At 62.8% G+C, this 22,537-nt stretch carries 19 protein-coding genes; 6 read left to right on the forward strand and 13 right to left on the reverse strand.

Annotated features, from left to right (window positions below; all coding sequences use genetic code 11):
• Together HMPREF3227_RS13290 and HMPREF3227_RS06815 are read right to left on the reverse strand one after the other, a co-directional pair.
• Window positions 1-254: hypothetical protein (locus HMPREF3227_RS13290; RefSeq protein ID WP_197429505.1), on the reverse strand; the 254-nt coding region annotated here is incomplete at its 3' end.
• Window positions 255-265: 11 nt separating this feature from the next.
• Window positions 266-1,414 (reverse strand): AAA family ATPase, encoded by a 1,149-nt coding sequence (locus tag HMPREF3227_RS06815; protein WP_066511567.1) that lies wholly within the window; start codon window positions 1,412-1,414, stop codon window positions 266-268.
• A 442-nt stretch (window positions 1,415-1,856) separates the two neighbouring features.
• On the opposite strand from HMPREF3227_RS06815, the gene HMPREF3227_RS06820 reads away from it, so the two are divergent.
• Window positions 1,857-3,452, forward strand: a complete 1,596-nt coding sequence (locus tag HMPREF3227_RS06820; protein ID WP_196131501.1) for a sodium-dependent transporter — start codon at window positions 1,857-1,859, stop codon at window positions 3,450-3,452.
• An 18-nt stretch (window positions 3,453-3,470) separates the two neighbouring features.
• A complete protein-coding gene (gene metS, locus HMPREF3227_RS12870; protein ID WP_068801485.1) occupies window positions 3,471-3,647 on the forward strand; it encodes a methionine/alanine import NSS transporter subunit MetS in 177 nt (58 codons plus the stop codon).
• Between the two features lie 60 nt (window positions 3,648-3,707).
• Here metS and HMPREF3227_RS06825 read toward each other — a convergent pair whose 3' ends face one another.
• The 4 genes from HMPREF3227_RS06825 to HMPREF3227_RS06840 form a co-directional block, all read right to left on the reverse strand.
• Window positions 3,708-4,847, reverse strand: a complete 1,140-nt coding sequence (locus HMPREF3227_RS06825; RefSeq protein ID WP_066511587.1) for an ATP-binding protein — start codon at window positions 4,845-4,847, stop codon at window positions 3,708-3,710.
• A 151-nt stretch (window positions 4,848-4,998) separates the two neighbouring features.
• Window positions 4,999-5,736, reverse strand: a complete 738-nt coding sequence (locus HMPREF3227_RS06830; RefSeq protein WP_066511596.1) for a DsbA family oxidoreductase — start codon at window positions 5,734-5,736, stop codon at window positions 4,999-5,001.
• Window positions 5,737-5,812: 76 nt separating this feature from the next.
• Window positions 5,813-7,291 carry a 3-oxoacid CoA-transferase gene (locus HMPREF3227_RS13875; RefSeq protein WP_066511598.1) on the reverse strand — a complete coding sequence of 493 codons (1,479 nt, stop codon included), beginning with the start codon at window positions 7,289-7,291 and terminating at the stop codon, window positions 5,813-5,815.
• Window positions 7,292-7,418: 127 nt separating this feature from the next.
• Window positions 7,419-7,994: a TetR/AcrR family transcriptional regulator gene (locus HMPREF3227_RS06840; RefSeq protein WP_066485294.1), complete on the reverse strand. Its 576-nt coding sequence runs from the start codon at window positions 7,992-7,994 to the stop codon at window positions 7,419-7,421.
• A gap of 114 nt (window positions 7,995-8,108) precedes the next feature.
• Between HMPREF3227_RS06840 and HMPREF3227_RS06845 the strand changes: the two genes are divergently transcribed.
• Window positions 8,109-9,284, forward strand: coding sequence for an acyl-CoA dehydrogenase family protein (locus tag HMPREF3227_RS06845; protein WP_066511608.1), 1,176 nt, complete (start codon window positions 8,109-8,111; stop codon window positions 9,282-9,284).
• Here HMPREF3227_RS06845 and HMPREF3227_RS06850 read toward each other — a convergent pair whose 3' ends face one another.
• The 6 genes from HMPREF3227_RS06850 to HMPREF3227_RS06875 all read right to left on the reverse strand — a co-directional run bounded on the left by HMPREF3227_RS06850 (window position 9,285) and on the right by HMPREF3227_RS06875 (window position 17,233).
• On the reverse strand, window positions 9,285-9,902 hold the full coding sequence (locus HMPREF3227_RS06850) for a cation efflux transmembrane domain-containing protein (RefSeq protein WP_066511611.1): 618 nt from the start codon (window positions 9,900-9,902) through the stop codon (window positions 9,285-9,287).
• 130 nt (window positions 9,903-10,032) lie between these two features.
• Window positions 10,033-12,288 carry a 3-hydroxyacyl-CoA dehydrogenase/enoyl-CoA hydratase family protein gene (locus HMPREF3227_RS06855; RefSeq protein ID WP_066511614.1) on the reverse strand — a complete coding sequence of 752 codons (2,256 nt, stop codon included), beginning with the start codon at window positions 12,286-12,288 and terminating at the stop codon, window positions 10,033-10,035.
• Window positions 12,289-13,461, reverse strand: a complete 1,173-nt coding sequence (locus HMPREF3227_RS06860) for an acetyl-CoA C-acyltransferase (RefSeq protein WP_066511622.1) — start codon at window positions 13,459-13,461, stop codon at window positions 12,289-12,291.
• A gap of 161 nt (window positions 13,462-13,622) precedes the next feature.
• Window positions 13,623-15,017 carry a short-chain fatty acid transporter gene (locus HMPREF3227_RS06865; protein ID WP_066485317.1) on the reverse strand — a complete coding sequence of 465 codons (1,395 nt, stop codon included), beginning with the start codon at window positions 15,015-15,017 and terminating at the stop codon, window positions 13,623-13,625.
• A 217-nt stretch (window positions 15,018-15,234) separates the two neighbouring features.
• On the reverse strand, window positions 15,235-16,188 hold the full coding sequence (locus HMPREF3227_RS06870; protein WP_066485319.1) for an ornithine cyclodeaminase family protein: 954 nt from the start codon (window positions 16,186-16,188) through the stop codon (window positions 15,235-15,237).
• Window positions 16,189-16,291: 103 nt separating this feature from the next.
• Window positions 16,292-17,233 carry a ribokinase gene (locus HMPREF3227_RS06875; RefSeq protein WP_066511715.1) on the reverse strand — a complete coding sequence of 314 codons (942 nt, stop codon included), beginning with the start codon at window positions 17,231-17,233 and terminating at the stop codon, window positions 16,292-16,294.
• 55 nt (window positions 17,234-17,288) lie between these two features.
• On the opposite strand from HMPREF3227_RS06875, the gene HMPREF3227_RS06880 reads away from it, so the two are divergent.
• A complete protein-coding gene (locus HMPREF3227_RS06880) occupies window positions 17,289-17,936 on the forward strand; it encodes a TIGR03089 family protein (protein WP_066485322.1) in 648 nt (215 codons plus the stop codon).
• A gap of 600 nt (window positions 17,937-18,536) precedes the next feature.
• Here HMPREF3227_RS06880 and HMPREF3227_RS06885 read toward each other — a convergent pair.
• The gene (locus HMPREF3227_RS06885; RefSeq protein WP_369814869.1) at window positions 18,537-20,168 is read right to left on the reverse strand and encodes an LCP family protein; all 1,632 of its coding nucleotides are present in this window, start codon (window positions 20,166-20,168) and stop codon (window positions 18,537-18,539) included.
• Between the two features lie 137 nt (window positions 20,169-20,305).
• On the opposite strand from HMPREF3227_RS06885, the gene HMPREF3227_RS06890 reads away from it, so the two are divergent.
• Both HMPREF3227_RS06890 and HMPREF3227_RS06895 read left to right on the forward strand, forming a co-directional pair.
• Entirely contained in the window at window positions 20,306-21,205 is a 900-nt protein-coding gene (locus tag HMPREF3227_RS06890) for a glycosyltransferase family 2 protein (RefSeq protein ID WP_369799407.1), read from the forward strand.
• A 45-nt stretch (window positions 21,206-21,250) separates the two neighbouring features.
• A complete protein-coding gene (locus tag HMPREF3227_RS06895; RefSeq protein ID WP_066485325.1) occupies window positions 21,251-22,327 on the forward strand; it encodes a mannose-1-phosphate guanylyltransferase in 1,077 nt (358 codons plus the stop codon).
• Window positions 22,328-22,537: the final 210 nt, after the last annotated feature.

A 22,537-nucleotide genomic window follows, 5' to 3' on the forward strand; every position in this document is an offset into this window, starting at 1 on the left:
CTACTCAAACGGAACAAAACCTGGGGCACTTCAGCTCGTAGCTCAACGGGACAAGCTCCATCGCTGTCGCGCAGCACTAACCAGCCTGTTGAGGGATCGAGCTCAGCTGCACGGGCATACCCCGGTGTATGTTTATCAAGCTGCGCGTATCCACGTTTGACGAAAGAGTATGCCGGTTGATGTCCTGTTGCTTTGAGAAGTGCTAGGACAGCGCCTTTATCGGAATTACCTTCAACGACATAGTTGATGAGCATGGTTGTCCATTTCAACTGGCGACGCTGATGAGCCCATCGAGGCCATGGGGATTGATGAGAGCGTCAACGACATCAGAGAGCGGAAGGCCAGCCGCCAGCTCGGCATGGACCGACTCGATTTCGGAGAGGAGGGTGCCTGTTGTTCCCTCGCGTCCGACACGCAGAGCGAGAACTTCTGCGGGGTCGACGCCTTCGTCATCGAGCAGATCAGGGGAGTGCGTCGACATTGCTATCTGCATCGACTTTCCGCGCTGGGCGCGCGCGAAGAGTGTGGGAAGCACACGCACGATTCCAGAGTTGAGCCACAGCTCAGGTTCCTCAAGCAAGAGCAAGCCGGACGACGAGGATTTAGAAATCACCGCCCACAGTAAACCGATGAGCCTGAGCGTTCCGTCCGAAAACTCCGTTTCTTGTTGATGCGCGGCCTCTTTGCGCCAGTGCCGGTACCCGGCTACGAGGTGCGGATTGCCGGATCTATCGACCTGTAGCTTGAGTGATTCGAATTCAGGAACGGCCGCAGTGAGCGCGGCCTGAATGCGGCCAAGCCACGCGTTTCGTGTTTGTTCCGGAACGGAATTGATCTCAGCCAAGAACCCGCGTCCAAAGGCGTCGCTGGTTGAAGCACCGTGAGCGGTCTCGCGCAAGGCTTGGGGAGAAAGATGAAAGTACTCGATTGAAGAAAAGAAGTCTGCCAGCTGTCTGAAAGACTTATTGGCGGCAATCTGTTCTAGGTGAGTCTGGGTGAGCAGCTCTGGATCGTCCATGTCGTCGGAATTAGGGCGAAGGAGAAGTTCGTTCTTATCTTTGTATACAGCCTCCTCAGCGACGAGTGGTCGGTGTAAACCGTTCTTTTCCTGGTGCAGGCTGAGTCGGTATATCCAGTCATGCGAGTCGTCTTGAAGGTGTAGCTCGAAGGTGACTTGGCCACGGTTGAAATTCCGTGCGTTGAGGTTGCGCACGTTTTTCATACCGCCTCGCGTGTCGAGGGCAGATGTCATGCCGCCGCCGCGGCGCGCGATTTCTCCAATAAAACGCAGCGCATCGAGAAAATTAGATTTTCCCGAGGCATTCGCGCCCACGACGAAAAGGCGGTTGTGAATGTCGACGTTGAGCTCTCGGAAATTCCGCCAATTCTTGAGGGAAACGCGTGTCAATTTCATGCTGGTAAGTCTATCGGAGACACATGGGCTGCACAGCGCAGCGAAGCAATAGGGTTCGTGCGGCTTCTGGCTTCGCAAAGGTGCAGAGTATTCCGTCATGGTGGTGTTGCCTGTGCGGACTCGACGGAGGCGCATGAGGATGGGTATTCGGCGAGCGTGTGCAGCGTGATCCTGTGCAAAGTTTGTTGCGTGACGTCTAGCTCTTCGCAGTACTGGGAACTAGCAGCTCATCCGTGGGCAAACATATGAAAACAAATTTCGCCGATCTTCTACCTATCGATCGCTAGGTAGATTATGATTCCTGTTCATACACGTTGCGCACTGCTTTCCCGCGGTTTGGGAGAGAAATGTTCATTGTGGGGTGCCGGGTGGGACTTGCTCAGCATCGTCTTTCTATCGGGTTTCCGGGGCATGACCCCCGGACAAAGACAAGGTGGCTTCTATGTCGGATGAAGTGAGGACTCGCTCTGAGCGAGACACATTTAATACGCGCCTGGTGTTCCTCATGGCCGCGATTGGTTCTGCCGTCGGCCTGGGTAATATCTGGCGCTTCCCCTACGTCGCATACGAAAACGGCGGTGGCGCGTTCCTTGTGCCGTACATCGTGGCGCTGCTGACCGCGGGTATCCCCATTCTGTGGTTTGACCTCGCCCTTGGTCACCGCTTCCGCGGTTCGACGCCGCTGGCCTTTCGCCGCATCTCGTCCAAGGCGGAGTGGATTGGCTGGTTCAAGGTGGGTGTGAACTTCTTCATTGCCATCTACTACGCTGCCATCGTCGCGTGGGCGGCCATCTACACTGTCAAGTCCTTCAACCAGGGCTGGGGCGATAAGCCGGATGAGTACTTCATGGGTGACTTCCTCCAGGCAGACACCTCGGTGAATTACTCGGCGCACTTCGTCTGGCCGATTCTGCTCGTTATGGCCCTCGTCTGGATCATCTGCATCGCGGCTCTTGCGACGGATATCAACAAGGGCATCGGCAAGCTCACGTCCATCTTCCTGCCGGTCCTGGCCGTCATGTTCATCGTGCTCGTGGTCCGCGCACTCTTCCTCGATGGGGCCGTGGACGGTCTCAATGCTTTCTTCACGCCGAACTGGTCGGTGCTCACTGACCCGTCCGTCTGGATTGCTGCTTACGGCCAGATTTTCTTCTCGCTGTCCATCGGTTTCGGCATCATGGTGACCTACGCGTCCTACCTCAAGCCGCGTACCAACATCACGAACACGGGCCTGGTCACGGCTTTCGCGAACTCCTCCTTCGAGGTCCTCGCTGGCATCGGCGTCTTCGCGACACTGGGCTTTATGGCCGCACAACAGGGCGTGGGCGTCGACGAGGTTGTCTCCTCCGGTATTGGCCTAGCGTTCATCGCCTTCCCGACGATTATCAACTCCATGCCGCTTGGTTGGCTTTTCGGCTTCCTCTTCTTCGGCTCGCTTTTCTTGGCTGGTGTCACCTCGATGATCTCGATCATGGAGGTCGTCTTCGCTGGCGTCGCTGATAAGTTCAGCATCTCGCGAAAGAAGGCTGCTCTCTACGCTGGCACCGTCATGGCCATCGTGTCGTGCCTGCTCTTCTCCACGCAGTCGGGCCTCGTCACCCTCGACGTCATGGATAAGTTCACCAACAATCTGGGCATTGTCTTCGGCTGCGTCTGCGCGCTCATCATGGTGGGCTGGGTACTCGGTCGCCGCAACGAGATTGCGCAGCACATTAACGCCGTGTCCGCGCTGCGCGTCGGGCTGGTGTGGGAGTTCCTTACCTTCGTGGCTACTCCGCTGCTGCTCGTCTACTTCCTCGTCACTGAGATCATGAGCCTCATCAAGGAGCCGTACGGCGATTATATGCAGTCCCAGATTGGTCTCTACGGCTGGGCGGTTATGGCGACCATCTTCGCGATCGCCATCGTGGGTCCGCTGCTCACGTTCCGCGGTTCCCAGCACCTCGACGGTCTCGAGACCTCGGATTACGGCGTTCCTGCCAAGGGTCGACCGAAGGGCACTCCCAATCCGCTGGCCAACCCGACCACCCAGAACTAATAGAAAGGACGCACCATCATGAACACGAGCGCCATCATCTTGATGATTCTCTTCATCGTCGTCATCTGGGGCGGGTTGCTGCTCTCTATCGTGTGGCTTAACCGCACGAAAGACGAGGAGACTGGCGAACTCGGCACTGCGCCGGGCACTGATGACGAGACGCTGTCGCACCGCACGCACGAGATTGCGGCTTAAACGCCGTCTCGCAGAGTGACAAGGGGGAAGTCCTGTGTGGGCTTCCCCTCCTTGAGCGTTTTAGCGATGCGTCTGCATGAGCAGATAGTCCTGGAAGTAGGGGAGTACAAAACGGAGCGCGCCATAGCGAGCGGGCGTGATGAGTTCTTTGTCGATGAGCCCGCGACGCACCATGGAGAGCGCCTTCGTGGTCTTTCCCAGTCGCTGAGCGATGGCGGCGATGGGGATTGCTCCGAGTTGGTCAGTGTCGCACTGGGCCATCGCGGAGAGGAACTCGTGCTCGCGGTCGGTAGTGGTTTTCAGCGCAATGGCGTGGACCTGATTGCCCATGTGCTGGACGATTTCAGGAGCGAGCTCGGTGACATGCTTGTCAGTCATGACCGTGGTGCCGGCGATGGATGCCTTGGTCCACGCTAGGGCGCCGACGAGCTGGATGAGGTAAGGGTACCCATGTACGAGCTCAACGGCGCGGGAAAGCGCTGATTCGGTGAAGCGCCTGCCTCCTGATTCTGCTGTTTCGGTGAGGACACGGGCGACTACCTCGTCGGTCAGTGGGGCCAGCTCGAGACGATGTGCGCGGCGCATGAACGTCGTGCCGGGGTGTTTCAATAAAGCATCGATACCAAAGGTGAGTCCGGCAGAGGCAAAGGCGATATCGGCATCATCGCGGACAAGATCCTGGACTGCCGTTGCGAGCTCGCTGAGCTGGTTAACATCGACAGCCTGAATCTCGTCGAGAGTCAGGAGGATACCGGCCTCATGCGCGTGTGCCGCACGTGCCAGGGCACGAAGGCGTGAGATGAGCGTGGGGAGCGGGGTATCCGCAGGCGGAGGTGCATCGACCTTGATGGAGCCGATGCCAGCGACCGAGACGCCGGAGATACGGCGACCGTCGCGCGGCGCGTAATCGAGTGCCGCGAGCGCTTCGGGGATAGCGGAGTCGCGGAGGTGCTCCACCATGTGGGCATCGGGATAGGCACGGAGGACTATCCATCCCATGGAACGGGCTGTGTCTTCGAACTCGTTGAGCAGAACAGTTTTCCCAATGCCGCGCGCGCCGCTGATGAGGACAACACGTTGCATGCTGCCTACGCCGCCATAGAGTCCATAGAGGAAGGAATTAACTTCGAAATCACGACCACCGAGCTTGAGGGGTGACGCCCCAAAGCTCGGTCGGAAGGGGTTGCTATCGGGGATCATCGCGGCGTGTTCTTTCTCGGTGGTAGAGGACGAGGTTCTTCATAGATTTTAGAACTTTTAGAAATTGGTCGCGCCTTTAGAATTTTTAGAACTCGCGATTCTCTTTAGAACTCACCGATCCTGTAGAGACAACTGTGATCCGGGGTGGCAGCTAGCAGCCGTCCGGGCCGCAGGCCGCTCCGGAGTCGATGCCGCCGATGACGTTGAGCGCCGCGGGCTGCTTGTGGGTCTCATCCCAGACCTGGTTGAGGGCCTGGACGAAGAGCTCGACCGGCTGGGCACCGCTGAATGCCCACTTGTTTTCAATAAGGAAGAAAGGCACGCCGGTGATGCTCAGCTGGTGGGCGTGGTCCTCGTCGGCGCGCACGGCGTCGGCGTAGGCGTCGGAGTCGAGGACCTCAGTGACGCGTTGCGCGGGCAGGCCGAGTTCCGTGGCGATGGCGTGGAGCACCTCCGGGTCGGAGATATCCAATCCGTCCGTGAAGTAGGCGGTGATGAAGGCCTCTTCGACGGCGGCGGGCGAGGGGGCGGGGGCATCGGCAGGCTGGGCAGCGAAGTAGTCCCACGCGGCGTGCATGAGGCGGTGTGCGGCGAAGGTATTGCCGGGCTTGGCGACCTCCCAGTTGAAGGTGAGGCCGACGGCCTCGGCGCGGCGAGCGATGTCGAGCTGGGCGGCCTCGGCCTGCTCGCGGGTGGAGCCGTATTTACTCGCCACCATGTCCACGACGTTGCAGCCGGAATATGGGGCGGCGTTCGGATCGAGCTCGAAGCTATGCCAATGGATGTCGACCTCGTCCGCGTGTTCAAAGCGCTCGAGTGCTAGCTCAAGGTGGCGCTTGCCAATGATGCAAAACGGGCAGATGATGTCGGACCAGATGTCGATGCGCATGAAGTTACTCTTTAATTTCGGTATTAAATGACACCTAGTCAGACGCCCCGGGCCCCGCGAGTATTTCCGCAGCAGGTTAGCTCACAGCGACGGGCAGCTGCGAGGTGTAATCCGCCTCGGTCGCTGCGGCGACGTCGGCCTCAGTGACGCCGGGGGCGAGCTCCGTGAGCACGAGGCCATCTGGAGTCACCTCGAAGACGCAGAGGTTGGTGACAATCTTGGTGAGCACGCCCTTGGCAGTGAGCGGCAGTTCGCAGACCTTGCGGATGCGGGACTCGCCGCCGGGCGCGGTGTGGTCCATAATCGCGATGACCTGCTGGGCGCCCTTGACCAAGTCCATGGCGCCGCCCATGCCCTTCATCTTCTTGCCTGGGATGCCCCAGTTTGCGATGTCGCCGGTCTGGGAGACCTCGAAGGCGCCGAGGACTGCGGTGTTTACATGGCCGCCGCGAATCATGGCGAAGCTGGTCGAGGAGTCGAAGACGGAGCCGCCCGGCAGGATGGTGACGCACTCCTTGCCGGCGTTGATGAGGTCCGCGTCAATGTCTTCTTCATACGGGTACGGACCAGTGTTGAGGATGCCGTTCTCGGACTGGAGAGTGACCTTGATGCCCTCCGGAATGTAATTGGAGACCGCCGTGGGCATGCCAATACCAAGGTTGACGTACTCACCATCGCTAAGCTCCTGCGCCGCGCGCTCCGCGATCTGGAGACGGGACCAGCCCTTCTCCGGGGTGTGTGGGTCCTCGGGGCGGCCGCCGCCCTCGCCACGCGTGCGGAAAGTCGGGCGCTCGATGTATTTGTCCTCGGCCTGCTGCGGGGTGAGTTCTAGAATGCGGTCGACGAAGATGCCGGGCACGTCGATCTCGTTGGGGTCGAGCTCCCCCGCCTCGACGAGGTTTTCCACCTCGACGACGGTGACGCGGCCGCACATCGCGGCGTCCGCATTGAAGTTGCCCGCCGTCTTACGAAAGACGAGGTTGCCCTCTGTGTCCGCCTTCCACGCGCGCAGGAGCGAGAAATCCGTGACGAGGGATTCCTCGAGCACGTAGGTCTTCGTGACGCCATTGCGGGTGAACTCGCGCGTTTCCATGGGCTCTGATTCCTTCACGAGCGTGCCGTCCGGCGCGTAGCGCACCGGCAGGCCGCCGTCCGCACGCGCCGTGTCGACACCCGTCGCGGTGTAAAACGCCGGAATTCCCGCGCCGCCCGCGCGCATCTTCTCCGCGAGGGTCCCCTGGGGGATGAGGTCGACCTCGAGCTCGCCAGCGAAGAACTGACGCTCGAATTCCTTGTTGAAGCCGATGAAGGAGCCACCAAACTTAGCTACCTGTTTGGCGTTAAAGAGCAGCGCCAGGCCCAGGTGCTTGTCGTCGATCTGCGTACCCGGGTTATTGGAGTAGACCTCGAGGTCGGTGACGCCGGTGTCGACGATGCCCTCCAAGAGGACAAGGGGGTTGCCGCAGATGCCGAAGCCTCCCACGGCCATGCTCATGCCGGATTCCAGGCCGTCGAGTGCCGAAGAGAGGTCGGATACAACTTTGTTGGTGGACATGGGGGATGCTCCTTGTGCTCTGAATTCAACCGCGAAATGCGAATGACTATTCGCGTGTTGCATGCCAAGGGTAGTGGTAGTCCGGTGTGGCGTCAAGCACAATTTTTTGAGAAAATGTGACCTGAATCTAGGGGGTTTCCAGCTGGCGCAGGGCAAACTGGGCGTACATCTCGCCCAGCTGCTCTGGTGAATACGCGCCTTCTGGCGAGTACCAATTGGCTACGCCGAGACCCATGTCGATGAGCGCCCAGCAAGCAATTTTTACGTCGGGTGCGCTGAAGATTCCCTCCGTCACGCCCTCGTTGACCACGGTCATCCAGCGCGCGACATAATCGCGCCGGGCTTGGAGAACGATGGAATGGCTCGGTTCTTCGAGGGATGAAATGTGCGCAGTGAGCACGCGCACGCGCATGGCCTGCGTGGTGTGATAAACGATGTGCGTGCGCATGGTTTCCGCGAGTCGCTCGCGCGGCCCCGTGATGCCGGCGAGGGCTGCGGCGTTGGCGCGCAGCATGTCTTCCATTGCGGTGATTGAGATGTCCGCGAGGACTTCCTGTTTGGAGTGGAAGTGGTTATACAGGCTCGAGGCGCGCATGCCCACCGCCTTCGCGATGTCTTCCATGCCGGTGGCGTGGTAGCCGCGCTCATCGAAGAGGGCGAGAGCTGCGGCGGAGATCTGGTCGCGGCGTTTCTGATTGGCCATGGCGCGGGCTGCCTTTCTGGATGGGGAAATGGGTCGAGTGCTTGACGGGACGTGTTATGCTCGTCACAATAGCAAACTAATAATCATTCGTACGCGAGCGTGCCGGGAGGCGTCATGTCACACAACCTGTTTGAGTCTACAACCGATTTCCTGGGCGTCTTCGACGGCATCACTGCTGCCGATGCCGCCACATGGTCCCGCGCCGCCTCCTTCCGCGACGCCTGCCTCCCCGTCATCAACGAGCACTGGCAGAAGGCGGAGTACCCGCTTGACCTCGTGCGCCTGCTGGGTGAGAAGGACGTCATGACGGACGGTCTCGAGGTCGACGGTCATGCGCATATGTCCTCGTTAGGAGCAGGTTTGGCGCTTATGGAAGTCACGCGCATCGACGCGTCGATGGGCACCGTCATCGCCGTCCAGGCGGGCCTGGCCATGCGCTCGATTGCGATGCTCGGCTCTGACGAGCAGAAGAAAAAGTACCTATCTGACATGGCTGACTGCTCGCTGCTCGGCTCCTTTGCGCTCACAGAACCGAATCACGGCTCGGATTCCATCGCCTTGGAGACGACCGCCGTACGCGACGGTGATGAGTTCATCCTCAACGGCGAGAAGAAGTGGATCGGCAACGGCGCCTCCGGCGGCATCACCATCGTCTACGCTCGCCTCGAGTCCGGCGACGTCTCCGGCTTCATCGTTCCGCAGGACACCTCGGGTTATTCCGCGACCGTCATCGAGAACAAGCTCTCGCTGCGCGCCATCCACCAGGCGCACATCACGCTCACGGACTGCCGCGTGCCGGCGGCGAATCAGCTGCCCAACGCAAAGAGCTTCAAAGACACCGCACGCGTGCTCATGGCGACGCGCATTGGCGTGGCATGGATGGCTCTGGGGTCGGCCGTCGCCTGCTACGAAATTGCACGCGAGTACGTTCTCGAGCGCCAGCAATTCGGCCGCGAGCTCGCCAAGGCACAGATTATCCAGCAGCGCCTGGCGAACATGGCGCTTGATCTCAGCCAGATGATGCTCATGTGCCGCGAGGCCTCCACTCGCGAGGAGGAGGGCACGCTCGCGCCGGAGCAGGCGTCCATGGCCAAGCTCCACAACACCCGCGCCGCGCGCCGCATTGCTGCCGATGCCCGCGACATGCTCGGCGGCGTGGGCATCCTGCTCGATAATCACATTGCTCGCCACTTCGCCGATATCGAGGCGATGCACACCTATGAGGGCACGGACACCGTCCAGTCGCTCATCATGGGCAAGAAGATCACGGGCTTCTCGGCGTACAAGTAGTTAGTCTTCTTCCAACTCGGGGTCTTCGGCGCGAGCCTGCTCGAAGACCTCATTCGCTGCGCGCAGGTTGATGATGCCGATGACAAGTCCCACCACGATGTCCGGCCACGCGCTGAACCAGAACATCGTGACGACGCCGGCGGCCAGAATGAGCAGGTTGGCCGCCACGTCATTGCGTGCGGCGAGCCACGCGCCGCGGGTGAGCGCGTTGCCCGCGTTACGCAGCTGCGCGAGCAGCAGCGCGCAGACAAGATTGATGATCATGGCGCCCACGGCCGTCGCCGACAGGGTGAGGGCTTCCGGCGGCTCGTGCGTCACCATCTTCCAGATGGCCATGCCGATCGCCGAGCATGCCGGAATAAGAATGAGTCCGGCCAGCACGTAGCTGGCCTTGCGGCGGCTCGCGAGCGACCATCCCAGCGCCGTGACGACGAGAATATTGATGAGGAAATCCTCGAGGAAGTCCGCCGCGTCCGCGAACAGCGAGGCCGAGCCAATGGCCGCGGCGATGCCCGCCTCGACGAGACAGCCCGCGAGGTTGAGCAGCGCCACCGTGAGGACGATGGTCCGGGCGCGTGATGAGAGCGTGGACGCAGAGATTTCGGGAGAGTCAGACACGCCGATAGTCTAACGAGTCGGCCCCACCGAAAATAGCCACAACGTCCGAATAAGACCGTGGATCTCAAAATTTTGAGGCCTTATTCGGGCGTTGTGGCTATCGGTGCCGCCGAGCAGGCGGACCCCGCCCTTAGTTGCGCAGCGGTGTGCGCGTGCGCGCCATGTGCGCGGAGCGTTCCACGTTGGCGGGCCAGAGCAGGACGGGGACATCGAGCTCGACCTCACGGTCGCTGGATTCTGAGTAGGAGAGCGCGGCCGCGCCGTTCGCGTCGCCGGCGGCCTCCTGCTCGTCGAGCGAGCCCGCGGTGTAGACCTTCGCGAGCTGGGCCACGATGGCGTGGTCATTGTCCGTCGTGTCCTCGAGTGGCCAGGCGGCGTCGAGCGGCGGCTGGCCGGAGTAGAGCGGTAGCGAGACGTCCGTGCGGGGCGTGTACCCCTCAGCCAATGCGGCGGCTTCCTCGATGGCGCGGGCAAGAACGTGGTCAGGGGACATGAGGATGACGTCGCTCTCGCGCACGGCGTCCACGTCACGGGCGAAATAGGCGTTCGGCGCGGGAGTCGCGGAGGCAATGAAGTCGAAGGCGCGCTGGTGCGCATCGGCGTGGCCAGCCTCCAGGTTGTGCTCGAGCATGGCGATGGAGCCGCCCCAGCCGGGGTAGAGACCCACGTTGCGTTCCGGGAAGCCAACCTTGGTATCGGCATGAATGACGAGGCGGTCGCAGGCCAGCGCCAGCTCGCAGCCGCCGCCCAAGGCCACGCCACGCACCGCGCCCACGATGGGCACGGGCGCGAAACGCAGGGCGCGCATGGTCTCGGAGCCGTCGCGGATGAGACCTCGTACGCGTTCGGCATCCCCGGATGCCGCGGCCTCGGCGATGGTAGGCAGATCAGCGCCGGCGCTGAACGCACGCGCCTCGTCGTTGCCGATCACGAGTGCGTCGATATCCTCTGCCTCGGCCGCGTGCTCCACGCAGGCGCGGAGGAATGCAAGCCCTGCCGTGGGCAGGGAGTTGAGTGGCGTGTGGAGGTCGATGATGCCGATCCCGCGTCCCTCGGCATCGACGTGGTGCAAGGTCCCGGCCTCGTGCTCGAGCACTGCCGTGGCGCCTGCCGCGCGGAGCCCCGCGAGCGTCACCACGCCGGGGCGCTCCGGCAGCTCGACGGGATTGCCCGTCGAGGAGAGCACCTGGCCTGCAGCTGGGTAGAAGCCTTCCGATGCCGCCTCCACCAGCGCGGGCACTCCGCCTTCCGACGCGGCGAGAGCCGCGACGAGCCACTCGTGACCGACGGCATCGGCCAGTTCGAAGATGCCCTTCTTCCAACCGAAGCCGAGCTTGAGGCCGTCGTCGATAAGCCCCACGTGGTCCGCGATATCCGGGGCAACCTCGCAGCAGTAGCGCAGCGTCGCGAGGAAGAGATCGCGCGCGAACCGGCCGCCGGGGGAGTCGGTGTCCATGACCTCGCGCGGGTCTTTGAGACCCACGACAGGATCGTCCGGCTGCAGGCGCGGGCCATATGAGTAGTCTTCGCGCACCGACTCGTCGCGACCGCGGTAGAAACCGCCCTCGCCGGTGCGTCCGGTGAGCCCGCGCTCGACGAGGCCTGCGATGAATTCGTCGCGGCCCAGCGGCACGTCGAAGATGCGGTCGCCCTGGGGGAGCGCAGCTTCGAGGCTGCCCCAGATGGGAGCGACGAGCTGGAGGCCGATGTAGTCGAGCAAGCCAAAGACTCCGGTGCGGGGGATGCCGAACGCGCGGCCAAAGGCGGCATCGGCAAGCTCGTAGCTCACGCCGTGCTCGCGGGCAGTGAACACGCCGGCGGCCAGCCAGTAGCAGCCCACGCGGTTGGCGATAAAGCCCGGGGTGTCGCGGCAGTCGAGGGCAACCTTGCCCAGCTGCTGCTCGATGGCCAGGCGCAGCGTCGCGGCCGTGTCGTCGTTATTGGCGACGAGCTCGACCAGCCGCATGATCTTGGGCGGATTAAAAAAGTGCGTGATCGCGAACGTGTTTTTCCGCGTGATGCCTTCGAGAAGTCGTGCCAGCGGCAGCGTCGAGGTATTTGACGTGAGCAGGGCGCCGTCTTTGAGGTGCGGCTCGACCTGCGCGTAGAGGTCGTGCTTGGCGTCTAAGTCTTCAAAGATGGCCTCGATGACCCAGTCCCGGTCCTCGAGGAGCTGGAGGTCCTCGCCCGTGACGGCTGGGCGAATATTCTCCACGTGCGACGGGTGATAAAAGCCCTTGCGTTTTACCTGGATGTCAATGCCCTTCTGTGCGCCCTCGCGCGTGATGTCGAAGAGTAGGACGTCGATTCCGGCGGAGGCCAACAGTGCGGCAATGCCTGCACCCATGGAGCCTGCGCCAAAGACGGCGGCTTTCTGGATAGTCATTTAGTTGACCTCCTTATTCTCGATGATGATGGCGATGCCCTGGCCGCCGCCGATGCACATGGTGACCAGGCCGTAGCGCTTGCCCTCGCGGCGCAGCGCGTAGAGCATCTTCGTGGTGAGGATGGCGCCCGTGGCGCCGACGGGGTGGCCGTGGGCGATGGCGCCGCCGTAGATATTCGTTTTGGCGGGGTCAAAACCCAGCTGGTCTTGGACCGCGAGCGCCTGGGCGGCAAAGGCCTCGTTGGACTCGATGAGATCAATGTCGTCGAGGCTGAGCCCTGCCTTCTCCAGGGCCTTCGGCACGGCCGCGACAGGGCCCAGCCCCATGCGCGTGGGATCGACGCCGCCGATGCCCCAGCTTACGAGCTTGCCCAAGGAGGTCAGGCCGCGCTTCTCGAGCTCCTCGCCCGTGGTGAGCACGACCGCGGCGGCGCCGTCGTTGATGCCCGAGGCGTTGCCGGCGGTGACGGTGCCGTCCTTTTGGAAGGCGGGTTTGAGCCCAGCGAGCGCCTCCGGGGTGGTCTCACGGATGTGCTCGTCGTGGTCGAAGGTGCCTTTCTTTGTCTCGATGGGCACGATTTCCTCGGTATGAAGTCCCGCGTCGCGCGCGGCGGCCGCACGGCGCTGCGACTCGGCCGCGAACTCGTCCTGGCGCTCGCGGGTGACGCCATGGTCAGAGGCGACGTTTTCGGCCGTGACGCCCATGTGTCCGGTGCCGAACGGGCAGCTGAGTGCTCCCGTGAGCCAGTCATAGAGCTTGCCTTCGCCCATGCGTTTGCCAAAGCGGGCGCCCTCGACGGAGTAGGGCGCGTTCGACATGGACTCGACGCCGCCCGCGAGTGCGACCGTGGCGTCCCCGTCGCGCAGCTGCTGCGCCGCGGAGATGATGGCTTGGACGCCGGAACCGCAGAGTCGATTGACGTTCATCGCAATCGAGGAGTCCTCCATGCCCGCGCCGAGCGCAATCTTGCGGGAGATGTACAAGTCGCGGGGGATGATGGGCAGGACGTTGGCGATGACGGAGGAATCGATTTCTGTGGCGGCAATCCCCGAACGCTCAATCGCAGCCTTTGCTGCCGTCACGCCGAGCTCTTCCAAGCTGAAACGCGCCAGCGAGCCGCCGAATTTGCCAATGGGTAAGCGTGCGGCGGAGACGAAATGGATGTCGGTCATGGTGGTCAATCCTCCCGTTTAGCGAATGGCTATTAGTTTTGTGGGGTAGCCTACGTCACAATGCGTGCGTGTGCAATGATTCGGCGGTGTAGGGCTGAAAATCCCGTTGGCTCCAACAGAAAAGCCCGTCCGGAGCCGGGCTGCGTGCTGTTGCGAGGAGATTATCCGACGAAGCCAACGAGGAGCATGGTGGCCGCGAGTGGGATACCTGCGGCGATGAGTGTGGCTGTGGTGTATCCGAGAATGTCGCGGATCTTCAGGCCGGCTACCGCAAGGATGGGCAGCGCCCAGAACGGTTGGATCATATTTGTCCATTGGTCGCCGTATGCGATGGCCATGATGACGACGGCGGGGTCGGCGCCCATGGACTGGGCGGCGTCGAGGAGGATGGGGCCTTGGACGGCGAGTTGGCCACCACCTGAGGGGACGAAGAAGTTGACAATGCCAGCGGAGAGGAAGCCGAGAACACCGATGGTCTCTGGATTTGCGACGGCGACAATGGAATCGGACAGCAGCGTGGCCAGGCCGGTGCCGGTCATAATGCCCATGATGCCGGCGTAGAGCGGAAACTGGATGAGGATTTCGCCAACATTCGAGGCGGCGTCAGCGGTGAGTTCTATGAGCTCGTGGACATTGCGCACGAATAGGAAGATGAGCGCTAGGAAGAGCCAGTTGACGATGTCGAGCGTTGTGCTGCCGCCGTGAGCGAAATGTACGACGAGGTATGCGACGAGGGCGAGTCCGGTGAGGAGGGTGGGGATGCGGCTGCTGTCGATGCGGTCCGCGAAGGTACGCCCGGGTGCTGCATGTCGATCGGCTTCGGCGAGGGCTTCGACGTGCGATTCATCAATGACGTGGGAAGGATCGATGCGGCGGGGCGCAATGATGAAGAGCATGGTAGCGACGCAGGCGACCGTTAATGCAATGCCGAGAAGATTCCACCATGAAAAGAGGGTCTCGCCGAGGGAGATCGTATGGTCGAGTTGCTGAGCGATGAAGGAGTCCTCCGTAGCGGCGGTAAGTTGCGCGGAGCCGGAGTAGCCCATATGCCAAATGACCATCGCCGAGTACGCGGAGGCGATGAGCATGGGGAAGCTGATGGCTGTTCCACGTCGATGAAATTCAACAGCAATGCGCTTGGCGAGGAGGGCTCCGAGGATGAGGCCCAGACCCCAGGAAAAGAGCATGGCGGCGACGCCAATAAAGAATACGAAGAGATACGCCTGCAGCGCGGTTTTGGGCACGGATGCGAGGCGTTTGAGTACTCGGCTCACGGCGTGTGTGCCTGCGAGAATTGACCCGAGGAGAAGGACGAGCGCCATTTGGGTCATGAAGGAGAGCAGCCCTGAGAGACCGTCGCCCCATGACTGGACGACGGTGGTCGGCCCAGAATCGGTGAAGATGAGAGCGAGGAGCGCGACGACGCCGGTGAGAATGATGGCAAACGTCAGGGACGACGGCGTGAATTCTTCAACGACGCGATTGATGGGTTTCATTGCCCGAGCGAAAGGGGCCTCTCGCTTCTCTGCTGCGTCGGGAGCTGTGATGGTAGCCATGGTCGTGACCTTTCATGCGAAGGGATAGTTAAGCGAATCGCAATTAGTTTGGCACGTAGTCTAGGTCACAATTGGGGATATGGCTAAGGAAGGGGAAACAAAAGTCTTTCGTGTGAAGTGTGTAAATGGCCGGCGCGGCACGAAGGAAGCGGCATCAGCGCGGTGTTGTGCGTGGATGAGCGGCGGGGCAGGCCTGCCGATGCAAAAGTTGTGAAAATTAGGCGGAGGGTGCGGGAATGGCGGCGGCGATGGTCTCGGCGACGGCGAGGTCTTCCCACGGCATGCCGGTGAACTTAAAAACGATGGGGGAGTCGCGGTGGAGCTCGACGTCGCCGCGGACGACCTCGGCGAAGGTATGGAACGCGGATGCGTCGGCGGCACCGTCTGCGATGGCGAGGATGACGTCGCCGCCCTCGCGCAGCGTGGCCTCGTGGTCTTCGACGATGACCTGTGCAGCGGCGATGAGTTCGCTGGGCAGCTCGCGGGCGTCCGGGGTATGAGAGCCGACGGCGACGATGAGGGCATCGGTGCGGACGTCGGCGGCATCGAGGATGGGCTCGGACGCGGTGGTCGTCGTGATGATGAGTTCAGCGCCGGCGGTGGCGGACTGGGCCTCGGCGGACCCGGCAGCGTGCCAGGTGCGTCCGTCACCGGGATCGGTGCGGCTGATAAAAGTCGTGCGGACGGGACGTACGCCCGCGAGGGTGTCACGCAGCGTGGCCGCATGAGCGTCGGCCTGCACGCCGGCGCCGAAAATGACGGCGTCAAGAGGCTGCGAGGAGGCGGTGAGCAGATCAAGAATGCAGGCGACAGACACGGCGGGCGTGCGCAAATTGGTGAGCGTAATCCCGTCGATGAACGCGGAGGGGCTCAACGTCTCGCCGTCGAAGAGCGCGTACGTGCCCTGAATGCGTGGCAGGTCGGGGTTGTAGCCTGCGGGGGCGACGGAAATGAGCTTGATGCCGAATGCCGTGGACGAGGTAGACGGCATGAGGAGAAACTCGCCGTTGGCCGTGGGCAACGCTGAGCGCGCGTGGTCGTTGGCCGGGTCGAATCCCTCGCGCAGGACACGGCGCAGCGTGTCGACGGCGTCGCGTGGGCGGACGTGGGCCGCGATGGTCTCGGCGTCGATGATGCGCGGCGTGGTTGGGGGCGTTGTCTGGGGAGTCACGGTCTCTCCTCTGATTGTGATGGGCGGTCGCGGAAATGTGGCCGCCACTGTACCTAAGGGCGCGTGTGTAGGAGGTGCGGTGGAGGGCGAGACTGGTGTGGGATTAGACGTGGGGCAGCTCCGCGTCGCGGTCCGGGTAGGAGGGCTGCGCGCCGTGCGTGAGCGTGGCCTGGGCGCCGACGCGGGAGGCATGGCGGGCGGCATCGGCAAGCTCGGCTCCGGTGAGGAGCTGGGCGCAGAGCGCGCCGGCGAAGGCATCGCCCGCGCCGGTCGTGTCGACGGGCGTAACGTGCGGCGTCGCGATGTCCGTGAGGCCCTCGGCGTCGGCGACGAGGGCGCCGCGGGCACCGAGAGTGAGCACGACGGAAGCAAAGCCAGCGTCGAGGAGAGCCTGCGCGAGGTCGTGGGGATCGTCGCTGGTGGCGGGGCTGCCGAGTTGCTCGAGGATAAGTCCTGCCTCGTGTTCGTTGGCGATGATGGGGTCGGCTTTGAGCAGCGCGTCGCGGTCGACCTCGACGACGGGGGCGAGGTTGACGATGACGCGGGCGTTGCTGACGGCGTCAATGGCGGCCTGGAAGCCGTCTGCGGGGATTTCGCCTTGAAGCAGCACGATATCGGCCTCGGTGATGGCCGCGGTGTGCTCGGCGACGTAAGTGGCGTCGACGTGAGCATTCGCGCCGGGAATGACGATGATGGTGTTTTCGCCGTCATCGGAGACGGTGCACACCGCTAGGCCGGTCGTCGTGTCCTTGAGCCGAACGACGTGGGTGAGATCGACGCCTGCGGATTCGAGGTAGCGCAGCGCGGGCTGCGTGTAGGCGTCGTCGCCTACCGCGCCGACGAACGTGACGTGCGCACCCTGGAGCGCAGCCGCGACGGCCTGATTGGCACCCTTGCCGCCGGCGAGAACCTCGCCGCCGGAGCCCAGGAGTGTCTCGCCCGGGTGCGGGTGGCGCGCGGTGTGGACGAAAAGATCGGCGTTGATAGAACCGACGACGGTGAGCGAACCTGTGCGGTGAGAAGCGGGGCTGGTCTGGGATATCATGACGCCGATTATGCCGGACAACTCGGCGCGCGACGGGCGGGTAGGATGGGCGGCCATGAAACTGCTGCACACTCTGTTGGAACGCGATCCATCTTCGCCGCGTCTTACGGTCTACAACGAGGCCACAGGCGCACGCATGGACTTCTCGGCCCAGACCCTCGACAACTGGGCGTGCAAGATCGCCAACATGCTCGAAGAGGAGCTCGAGCTGGCGCCCGGAGACACGATTGTCATCGATGTGCCGGTGAGCTGGCAGGCAGCCGTCATTGCGTTGGGAGCGGTTGCGGCGCGCGTGAACTACGAATTTACAGATGACACGGAGCTCAGCCCGGAGGTCACGTTTGCGTCGCTGGAGCGTGCGTCGGAGCATAGCGGTGACGTGGTAGTGGTCAACGATGATCCCTTTGGCCGTGGCGTCACGGAGACTGGCGGGGAGCTGCCCGCCGGCGCGCTCGACTTTGGGCCGACGGTGCGTTTCTACGGGGACCAGTACATGGGCGACGCCCCGGCGTTGGAAGAGGTCGTGCCGATCCCGCAGGAGCATCGTCTGCTGTCCACGGGGTGGGTGGATAACGCGACGTTTAGCGACGCTGTCCTCGCGCCGTTGGCAGGCGGCGGATCTGCCGTTGTCGTGGCGGGGCTGACCGAGGCCGAGCGGCTCGATGTCATTGCGGACAATGAGAAGGTGACCTCACGCCTGTAATGGGGGTGTAGCGCTCGGTGTGCGTGCTGTGCGAAGCGTGCGAAATCCCAGCTCAGCGTGCCAATGTCGCACTTTTGTGAGTGGTACGTTATTCTGTGTGTGCAAGGCAGTGCGGCGCCGGGCATTCCCCCCCCCCCGAGTTGCTCGGAAGCCCCACCTTGCATTTCGGTCCCCGTTGCCGCCCTCCCCCCGAGGCAGGCGACGGGGACCCTTTACTTTTCGTAGTGCCCTAACTGGGGCTTTCCGGGGACTTGAATATCGGCCGCGTTGCGGGGGAACTTCATGAAAATTGAGGCCCAGCAGCGCTGTGCCGGGTCCGCGGCTAGCTTCTGCAGAATGTTGACTGTTCTATCAGCGAATCGGAGACGAACATGAAGCCGCAGATCAGCTCGCGTCCAGAATCGAGAGTCATACTCTGCGGTATGCGTTCGCCTTTGCGGCGAGCGTATGACCCCAGTCCCGGGGTACGCGGCGTGAGACACCGCGCGGGTGGCGTTTGTCGTCGCCCGGAGGGGACACCTTGAGAGAGATAGAGACACCGAAGGCGCCGACCCCGTAAGGAGTTCGGCGCCTTCGGCGTTTTCTTTGTGCGCGATGCGGTTAGTTCACGCAGCGCGGGGAATCCCCGCCAGCGCTGATCTCCGGGGAGACCTCAGCGGTACCGAAGTCGGCGCCCGGGGTGCCAACCGGCTCCTCGGAGGTGCTGTCCTCCGCGGCGGAGGCATCCGTCTGTGCCTGGTCGGACGGACCGGTGTAGTCATTGCCGGTGACGACGATGAGCGTGTTCTCGTCGAGGTTGGCGTTGGCCGTGATGGGCAGGCCGCCGAGCTGCTCAGCGAACTTCTTTGCGGTCTCAGACTCGGGGTCAGCGGCGACAACCTGGGACTCGGAGTAGATACCCGGGTCGGCGTTGGCGGTGCGGGCGACGGTGTAGCCGACTTTTTCCAGCCAGGAACCCACGCCACCGGCCAGGCCACTGACGTCGCCTGCGTTGAGGACGTGGATCTCGAGGTTATCCGCGACGGGTTTTTCGCCCGTGTCGGTGGCCGAGGGGGTGGCGGATTCGCTTGTTTCTTCCGCAGTCTTTGCAAGATCGCTGAAGAAGCGGTGCACCTCGGCGACGTCGACGGTGACGATGGATTCGCCGTAGTCGCCTTGGCCGTCGATGGAGGTCACGGGGATGGTGTTGAACGTGACGTTGCCGCCGGCCAGGCCGGAGAGCTGGCTCGCTAGACTCATGATGTCCCAGTTGGAGTCGAAGCTCACGGATCGTTCGACGGCGGTGGAGAGCTTGGAGAGCTTGGACGGATTCGTGAGCGTGTCGGAGGACAGGAGCTTGGATACGAGGGAGGCGGTGAAGGCCTGCTGGCGGGCGATACGGTCGAGGTCGCCGCGGGGGAGCTCGTGGCGCTGGCGCACGAAGGCCAGGCCCTGGGCGCCGTTCAAGGTCTGCTGCCCGGCGGGGAAGTCCGCGCCGGAGAGCTCCTCCTTAACTGGTGCGTTGAGGCACACGTCGACGCCGCCCACGGCCTCGGTGAGCAGCACGAAGCCCACGAGGCCGATTTCGGCGTAGTGGTCGATCTCAATGCCGGTAAGGTCGCGGACCTGCTCGAGGAGCGCCGCGCGGCCGGCAGCCGTGCCCTCGGCGGCGATGTCCTTGTCGGTGTACTTGGGCTTCTCGCCGGCTTGCTCGGCTTCGAGGTTTTTGGCAGCCAGTTCATCCTTGCGTGCAGACTCGTGGGCGGAGAAGACGCCGTTGATCTTCATGTTGCCGTACTCCGGCCCGTTGTTGATGTAGGTGTCGCGCGGGATGGAGATGGCGCTGGCACGGGAACCATCGTTGGGGATACGGATGACCATGATGGTGTCCGTGTTGTGCTCGCCATCATCGACGCCCGCGTGCAGAGCATCGAGCTCGGACTGGCTGAGCGTATTGCCTTGGGCGTCAACGCGAGAGTCGGAGCCGACGAGGAGGATGTCCATGGCGCCGTCAGCGTTGTTGCCGTCCTTGAAGCCCTTGTCACCGTTGCCCAGCGACAGGTTGTCGATGGAGCCGAGTTCACCACCGAGGCGTCCCACGAGGGCATAGCCGGTGCCGGAGACGAGCATGACGAGCACGGCGACGACGGCCAGGACCACTTTGAGGGAGGTGGAACCGGCTTGGGTGAGGCTGCGAGCCCGAGTCGGCGCGGGTTTAATATCGCGCACGGGGCGTGGCATGTCAGGGCTCACGGAGGATCGCTTTCTATAGAAAAGGTAGACAAGGTGAACTGTGAAGCAGTGTAGGCGAGTGAGACCCGATCTTTTTAACGGACATGGCGATTGTCACGTATTAGATCGGTGCAGTGCAGTGTAGAGTTGTCCGCATTGTGAAACATGCACACGCGGGGTCGCAGCGGCCATTAGGAGTAGTCACGGTGACATTCTCACCGGGGGACTACCTTGCCGCATGCCTGGATTCACTGCCCGCTGCCACGGCTGCCGATGCCGTCGTGGTCCTCGCCGATAATGGCTCCACCGATGGCGTGCCTCAGGCCGCCGCGGCCCAGCGCCCCAACGTTGAGCTCCTCGACACGGGCGGAAACATCGGTTACGGCGGCGGCATGAACGCGGGCGCCGCGCGCCTGCGCGAGCTCGCTGCCGAGGGCGTTATTCGCGATGACTTCTTCCTCATTACCAACCCTGACGTCACCTTCGGGGACGGGGCGCTCGACGCGCTCATCGCCTGCGCGGAGGCCTGGCCGCGCGCGGCGGCGGTGGGGCCGCGCATCGTGGAGCCGGATGGCACGAATTACCCGTCCGCCCGCGCCATTCCTACGCTGGCCACCGGTATCGGCCATGCGCTCTTTGGTACCGTGTGGCCGTCCAATCCGTGGTCGAAGGCCTACCGCAATGACGCGGACATGACGCGCCAACGCATCACCGGCTGGCTGTCGGGTTCGTGCGTGCTCGTGCGCTGGGATGCGTTTGAGGCCATCGGCGGCTTCGACGAGCGCTACTTCATGTACCTCGAAGACGTTGACTTGGGCGACCGCTTTACGCGGGCGGGCTGGGAAAACGTCTTTTGTCCCGAGGCCATCATCACGCACGCCAAAGGGCACTCGACGCAGGCGCATGCGGGCGCCATGCTGCGTGCTCATCACGACTCGGCCTATCGCTTCCAGGCGGACCGTCATCCGGCATGGTGGCAGGCACCTGTGCGCTGGGCTCTCAAAATAGGGCTGCGTCTGCGGGCGTGCTACGCCGTTGCTACGGCGCGAAAGGGCTAAACTCTTTCGCGATAGACATCCCTGAAGACAAGGATTATTTATTTCATGGTTGCTCCTGCAGTAGACGCAGTCATCCTCGTGGGTGGCCGCGGTACGCGTCTGCGCCCCTTGACAATCAGTACGCCGAAGCCGATGTTGCCCACGGCGAACTACCCTTTCCTCCGGCACTTGCTGGCGCGCATCAAGTCCGCGGGCATCGAGCACGTCGTACTGTCCACGTCGTTTAAGGCAGAGGTCTTCGAGGAATACTTCGGCGACGGTTCGGAGCTCGGGCTCGACATTGAGTACGTCGTCGAGGAGACCGCTCTGGGCACCGGCGGCGGCATTCGCAACGTCTACGATAAGCTGCGCCATGACACCGTCATGGTCTTCAACGGCGATGTGCTCTCTGGCATGGACTTGAATGGCATCCTCGCTGCGCACGAGGAGAAGGATGCAGACCTCACCATGCACCTTCTTAATGTGTCCGATCCGCGCGCCTTTGGTTGCGTGCCCACGGATTCCAACGGCCAGGTCACGGCATTCCTGGAAAAGACCGAGGATCCGCCCACGAACCAGATCAACGCGGGCTGCTACGTGTTCAAGAAGGAACTCATCGAGTCCATCCCGGCCGACCGCGTGGTCTCCGTGGAGCGCGAGACCTTCCCGCAGCTGCTCGAGGCAGGCAAGCGCGTCTTCGGCCACGTGGACAACTCCTACTGGCGCGATATGGGCCGCCCGGATGATTTCGTGCGTGGCTCGTCCGACATCGTGCGTGGCATTGCGCCGTCGCCGCTCCTCGAGGGCCACACCGGCGAGTCCTTCGTCGATCCCTCGGCGGGCATCGCCGGTGGTGTGCTGTTGCTCTCGGGTACCGCGGTGGGTCGCGGCTCGGAGGTCGGTGCGGGCTGCCGTATCGACGGCACCGTTGTCTTTGACGGAGTGACCATCGAGCCGGGCGCCGTCATCACGAACTCCATCCTCGCCTCGGGCGTCCACGTGGGTGCGAACGCGCACATCGACAATTGCGTCATCGGCGAAGGCGCCACCATTGGTGCGCGCTGCGAGCTGCAAGGCGGCATGCGCGTCTTTCCGGGTGTGCAGATTCCGGACGCAGGCGTGCGCTTTAGCTCTGACGCCTAAAACGCCCAGCCCGGTGTGCGGGCGCGGCCATGCAAAGGTCCAATCCCTGTAGCTGCGGGTTGGGCCTTTTGTGCGTCGCGGGCTGCGTGTCGAAAGGGGGGGGGGAAAGTTTTTCGGCGCAGTGGTGCGACACGCCGAGGATTGTGCGAAATTGTGAGTGTCGATCCTTGCTGCCACTAGATGTAGTACCCCCGGCTTTTGCCCCCTGAA

Origin of the sequence: Corynebacterium sp. CMW7794, assembly GCF_001563605.1 — a bacterium.
Classification (GTDB): Bacteria; Actinomycetota; Actinomycetes; order Mycobacteriales; family Mycobacteriaceae; genus Corynebacterium; species Corynebacterium phoceense.

Excerpts from the sequence above, each read along its gene's own strand:
- HMPREF3227_RS06820 (WP_196131501.1), top strand. The coding sequence starts at position 1,857 with ATGTCGGATGAAGTGAGGACTCGCTCTGAGCGAGACACATTTAATACG.
- HMPREF3227_RS06840 (WP_066485294.1), bottom strand. The coding sequence starts at position 7,994 with ATGGCCAATCAGAAACGCCGCGACCAGATCTCCGCCGCAGCTCTCGCC.
- HMPREF3227_RS06875 (WP_066511715.1), bottom strand. The coding sequence starts at position 17,233 with ATGATATCCCAGACCAGCCCCGCTTCTCACCGCACAGGTTCGCTCACC.
- HMPREF3227_RS06855 (WP_066511614.1), bottom strand. The coding sequence starts at position 12,288 with ATGACTATCCAGAAAGCCGCCGTCTTTGGCGCAGGCTCCATGGGTGCA.
- HMPREF3227_RS06860 (WP_066511622.1), bottom strand. The coding sequence starts at position 13,461 with ATGACCGACATCCATTTCGTCTCCGCCGCACGCTTACCCATTGGCAAA.
- HMPREF3227_RS06880 (WP_066485322.1), top strand. The coding sequence starts at position 17,289 with ATGAAACTGCTGCACACTCTGTTGGAACGCGATCCATCTTCGCCGCGT.
- metS (WP_068801485.1), top strand. The coding sequence starts at position 3,471 with ATGAACACGAGCGCCATCATCTTGATGATTCTCTTCATCGTCGTCATC.
- HMPREF3227_RS06815 (WP_066511567.1), bottom strand. The coding sequence starts at position 1,414 with ATGAAATTGACACGCGTTTCCCTCAAGAATTGGCGGAATTTCCGAGAG.
- HMPREF3227_RS06830 (WP_066511596.1), bottom strand. The coding sequence starts at position 5,736 with ATGCGCATCGACATCTGGTCCGACATCATCTGCCCGTTTTGCATCATT.
- HMPREF3227_RS06845 (WP_066511608.1), top strand. The coding sequence starts at position 8,109 with ATGTCACACAACCTGTTTGAGTCTACAACCGATTTCCTGGGCGTCTTC.
- HMPREF3227_RS06865 (WP_066485317.1), bottom strand. The coding sequence starts at position 15,017 with ATGGCTACCATCACAGCTCCCGACGCAGCAGAGAAGCGAGAGGCCCCT.
- HMPREF3227_RS13875 (WP_066511598.1), bottom strand. The coding sequence starts at position 7,291 with ATGTCCACCAACAAAGTTGTATCCGACCTCTCTTCGGCACTCGACGGC.
- HMPREF3227_RS06825 (WP_066511587.1), bottom strand. The coding sequence starts at position 4,847 with ATGATCCCCGATAGCAACCCCTTCCGACCGAGCTTTGGGGCGTCACCC.
- HMPREF3227_RS06895 (WP_066485325.1), top strand. The coding sequence starts at position 21,251 with ATGGTTGCTCCTGCAGTAGACGCAGTCATCCTCGTGGGTGGCCGCGGT.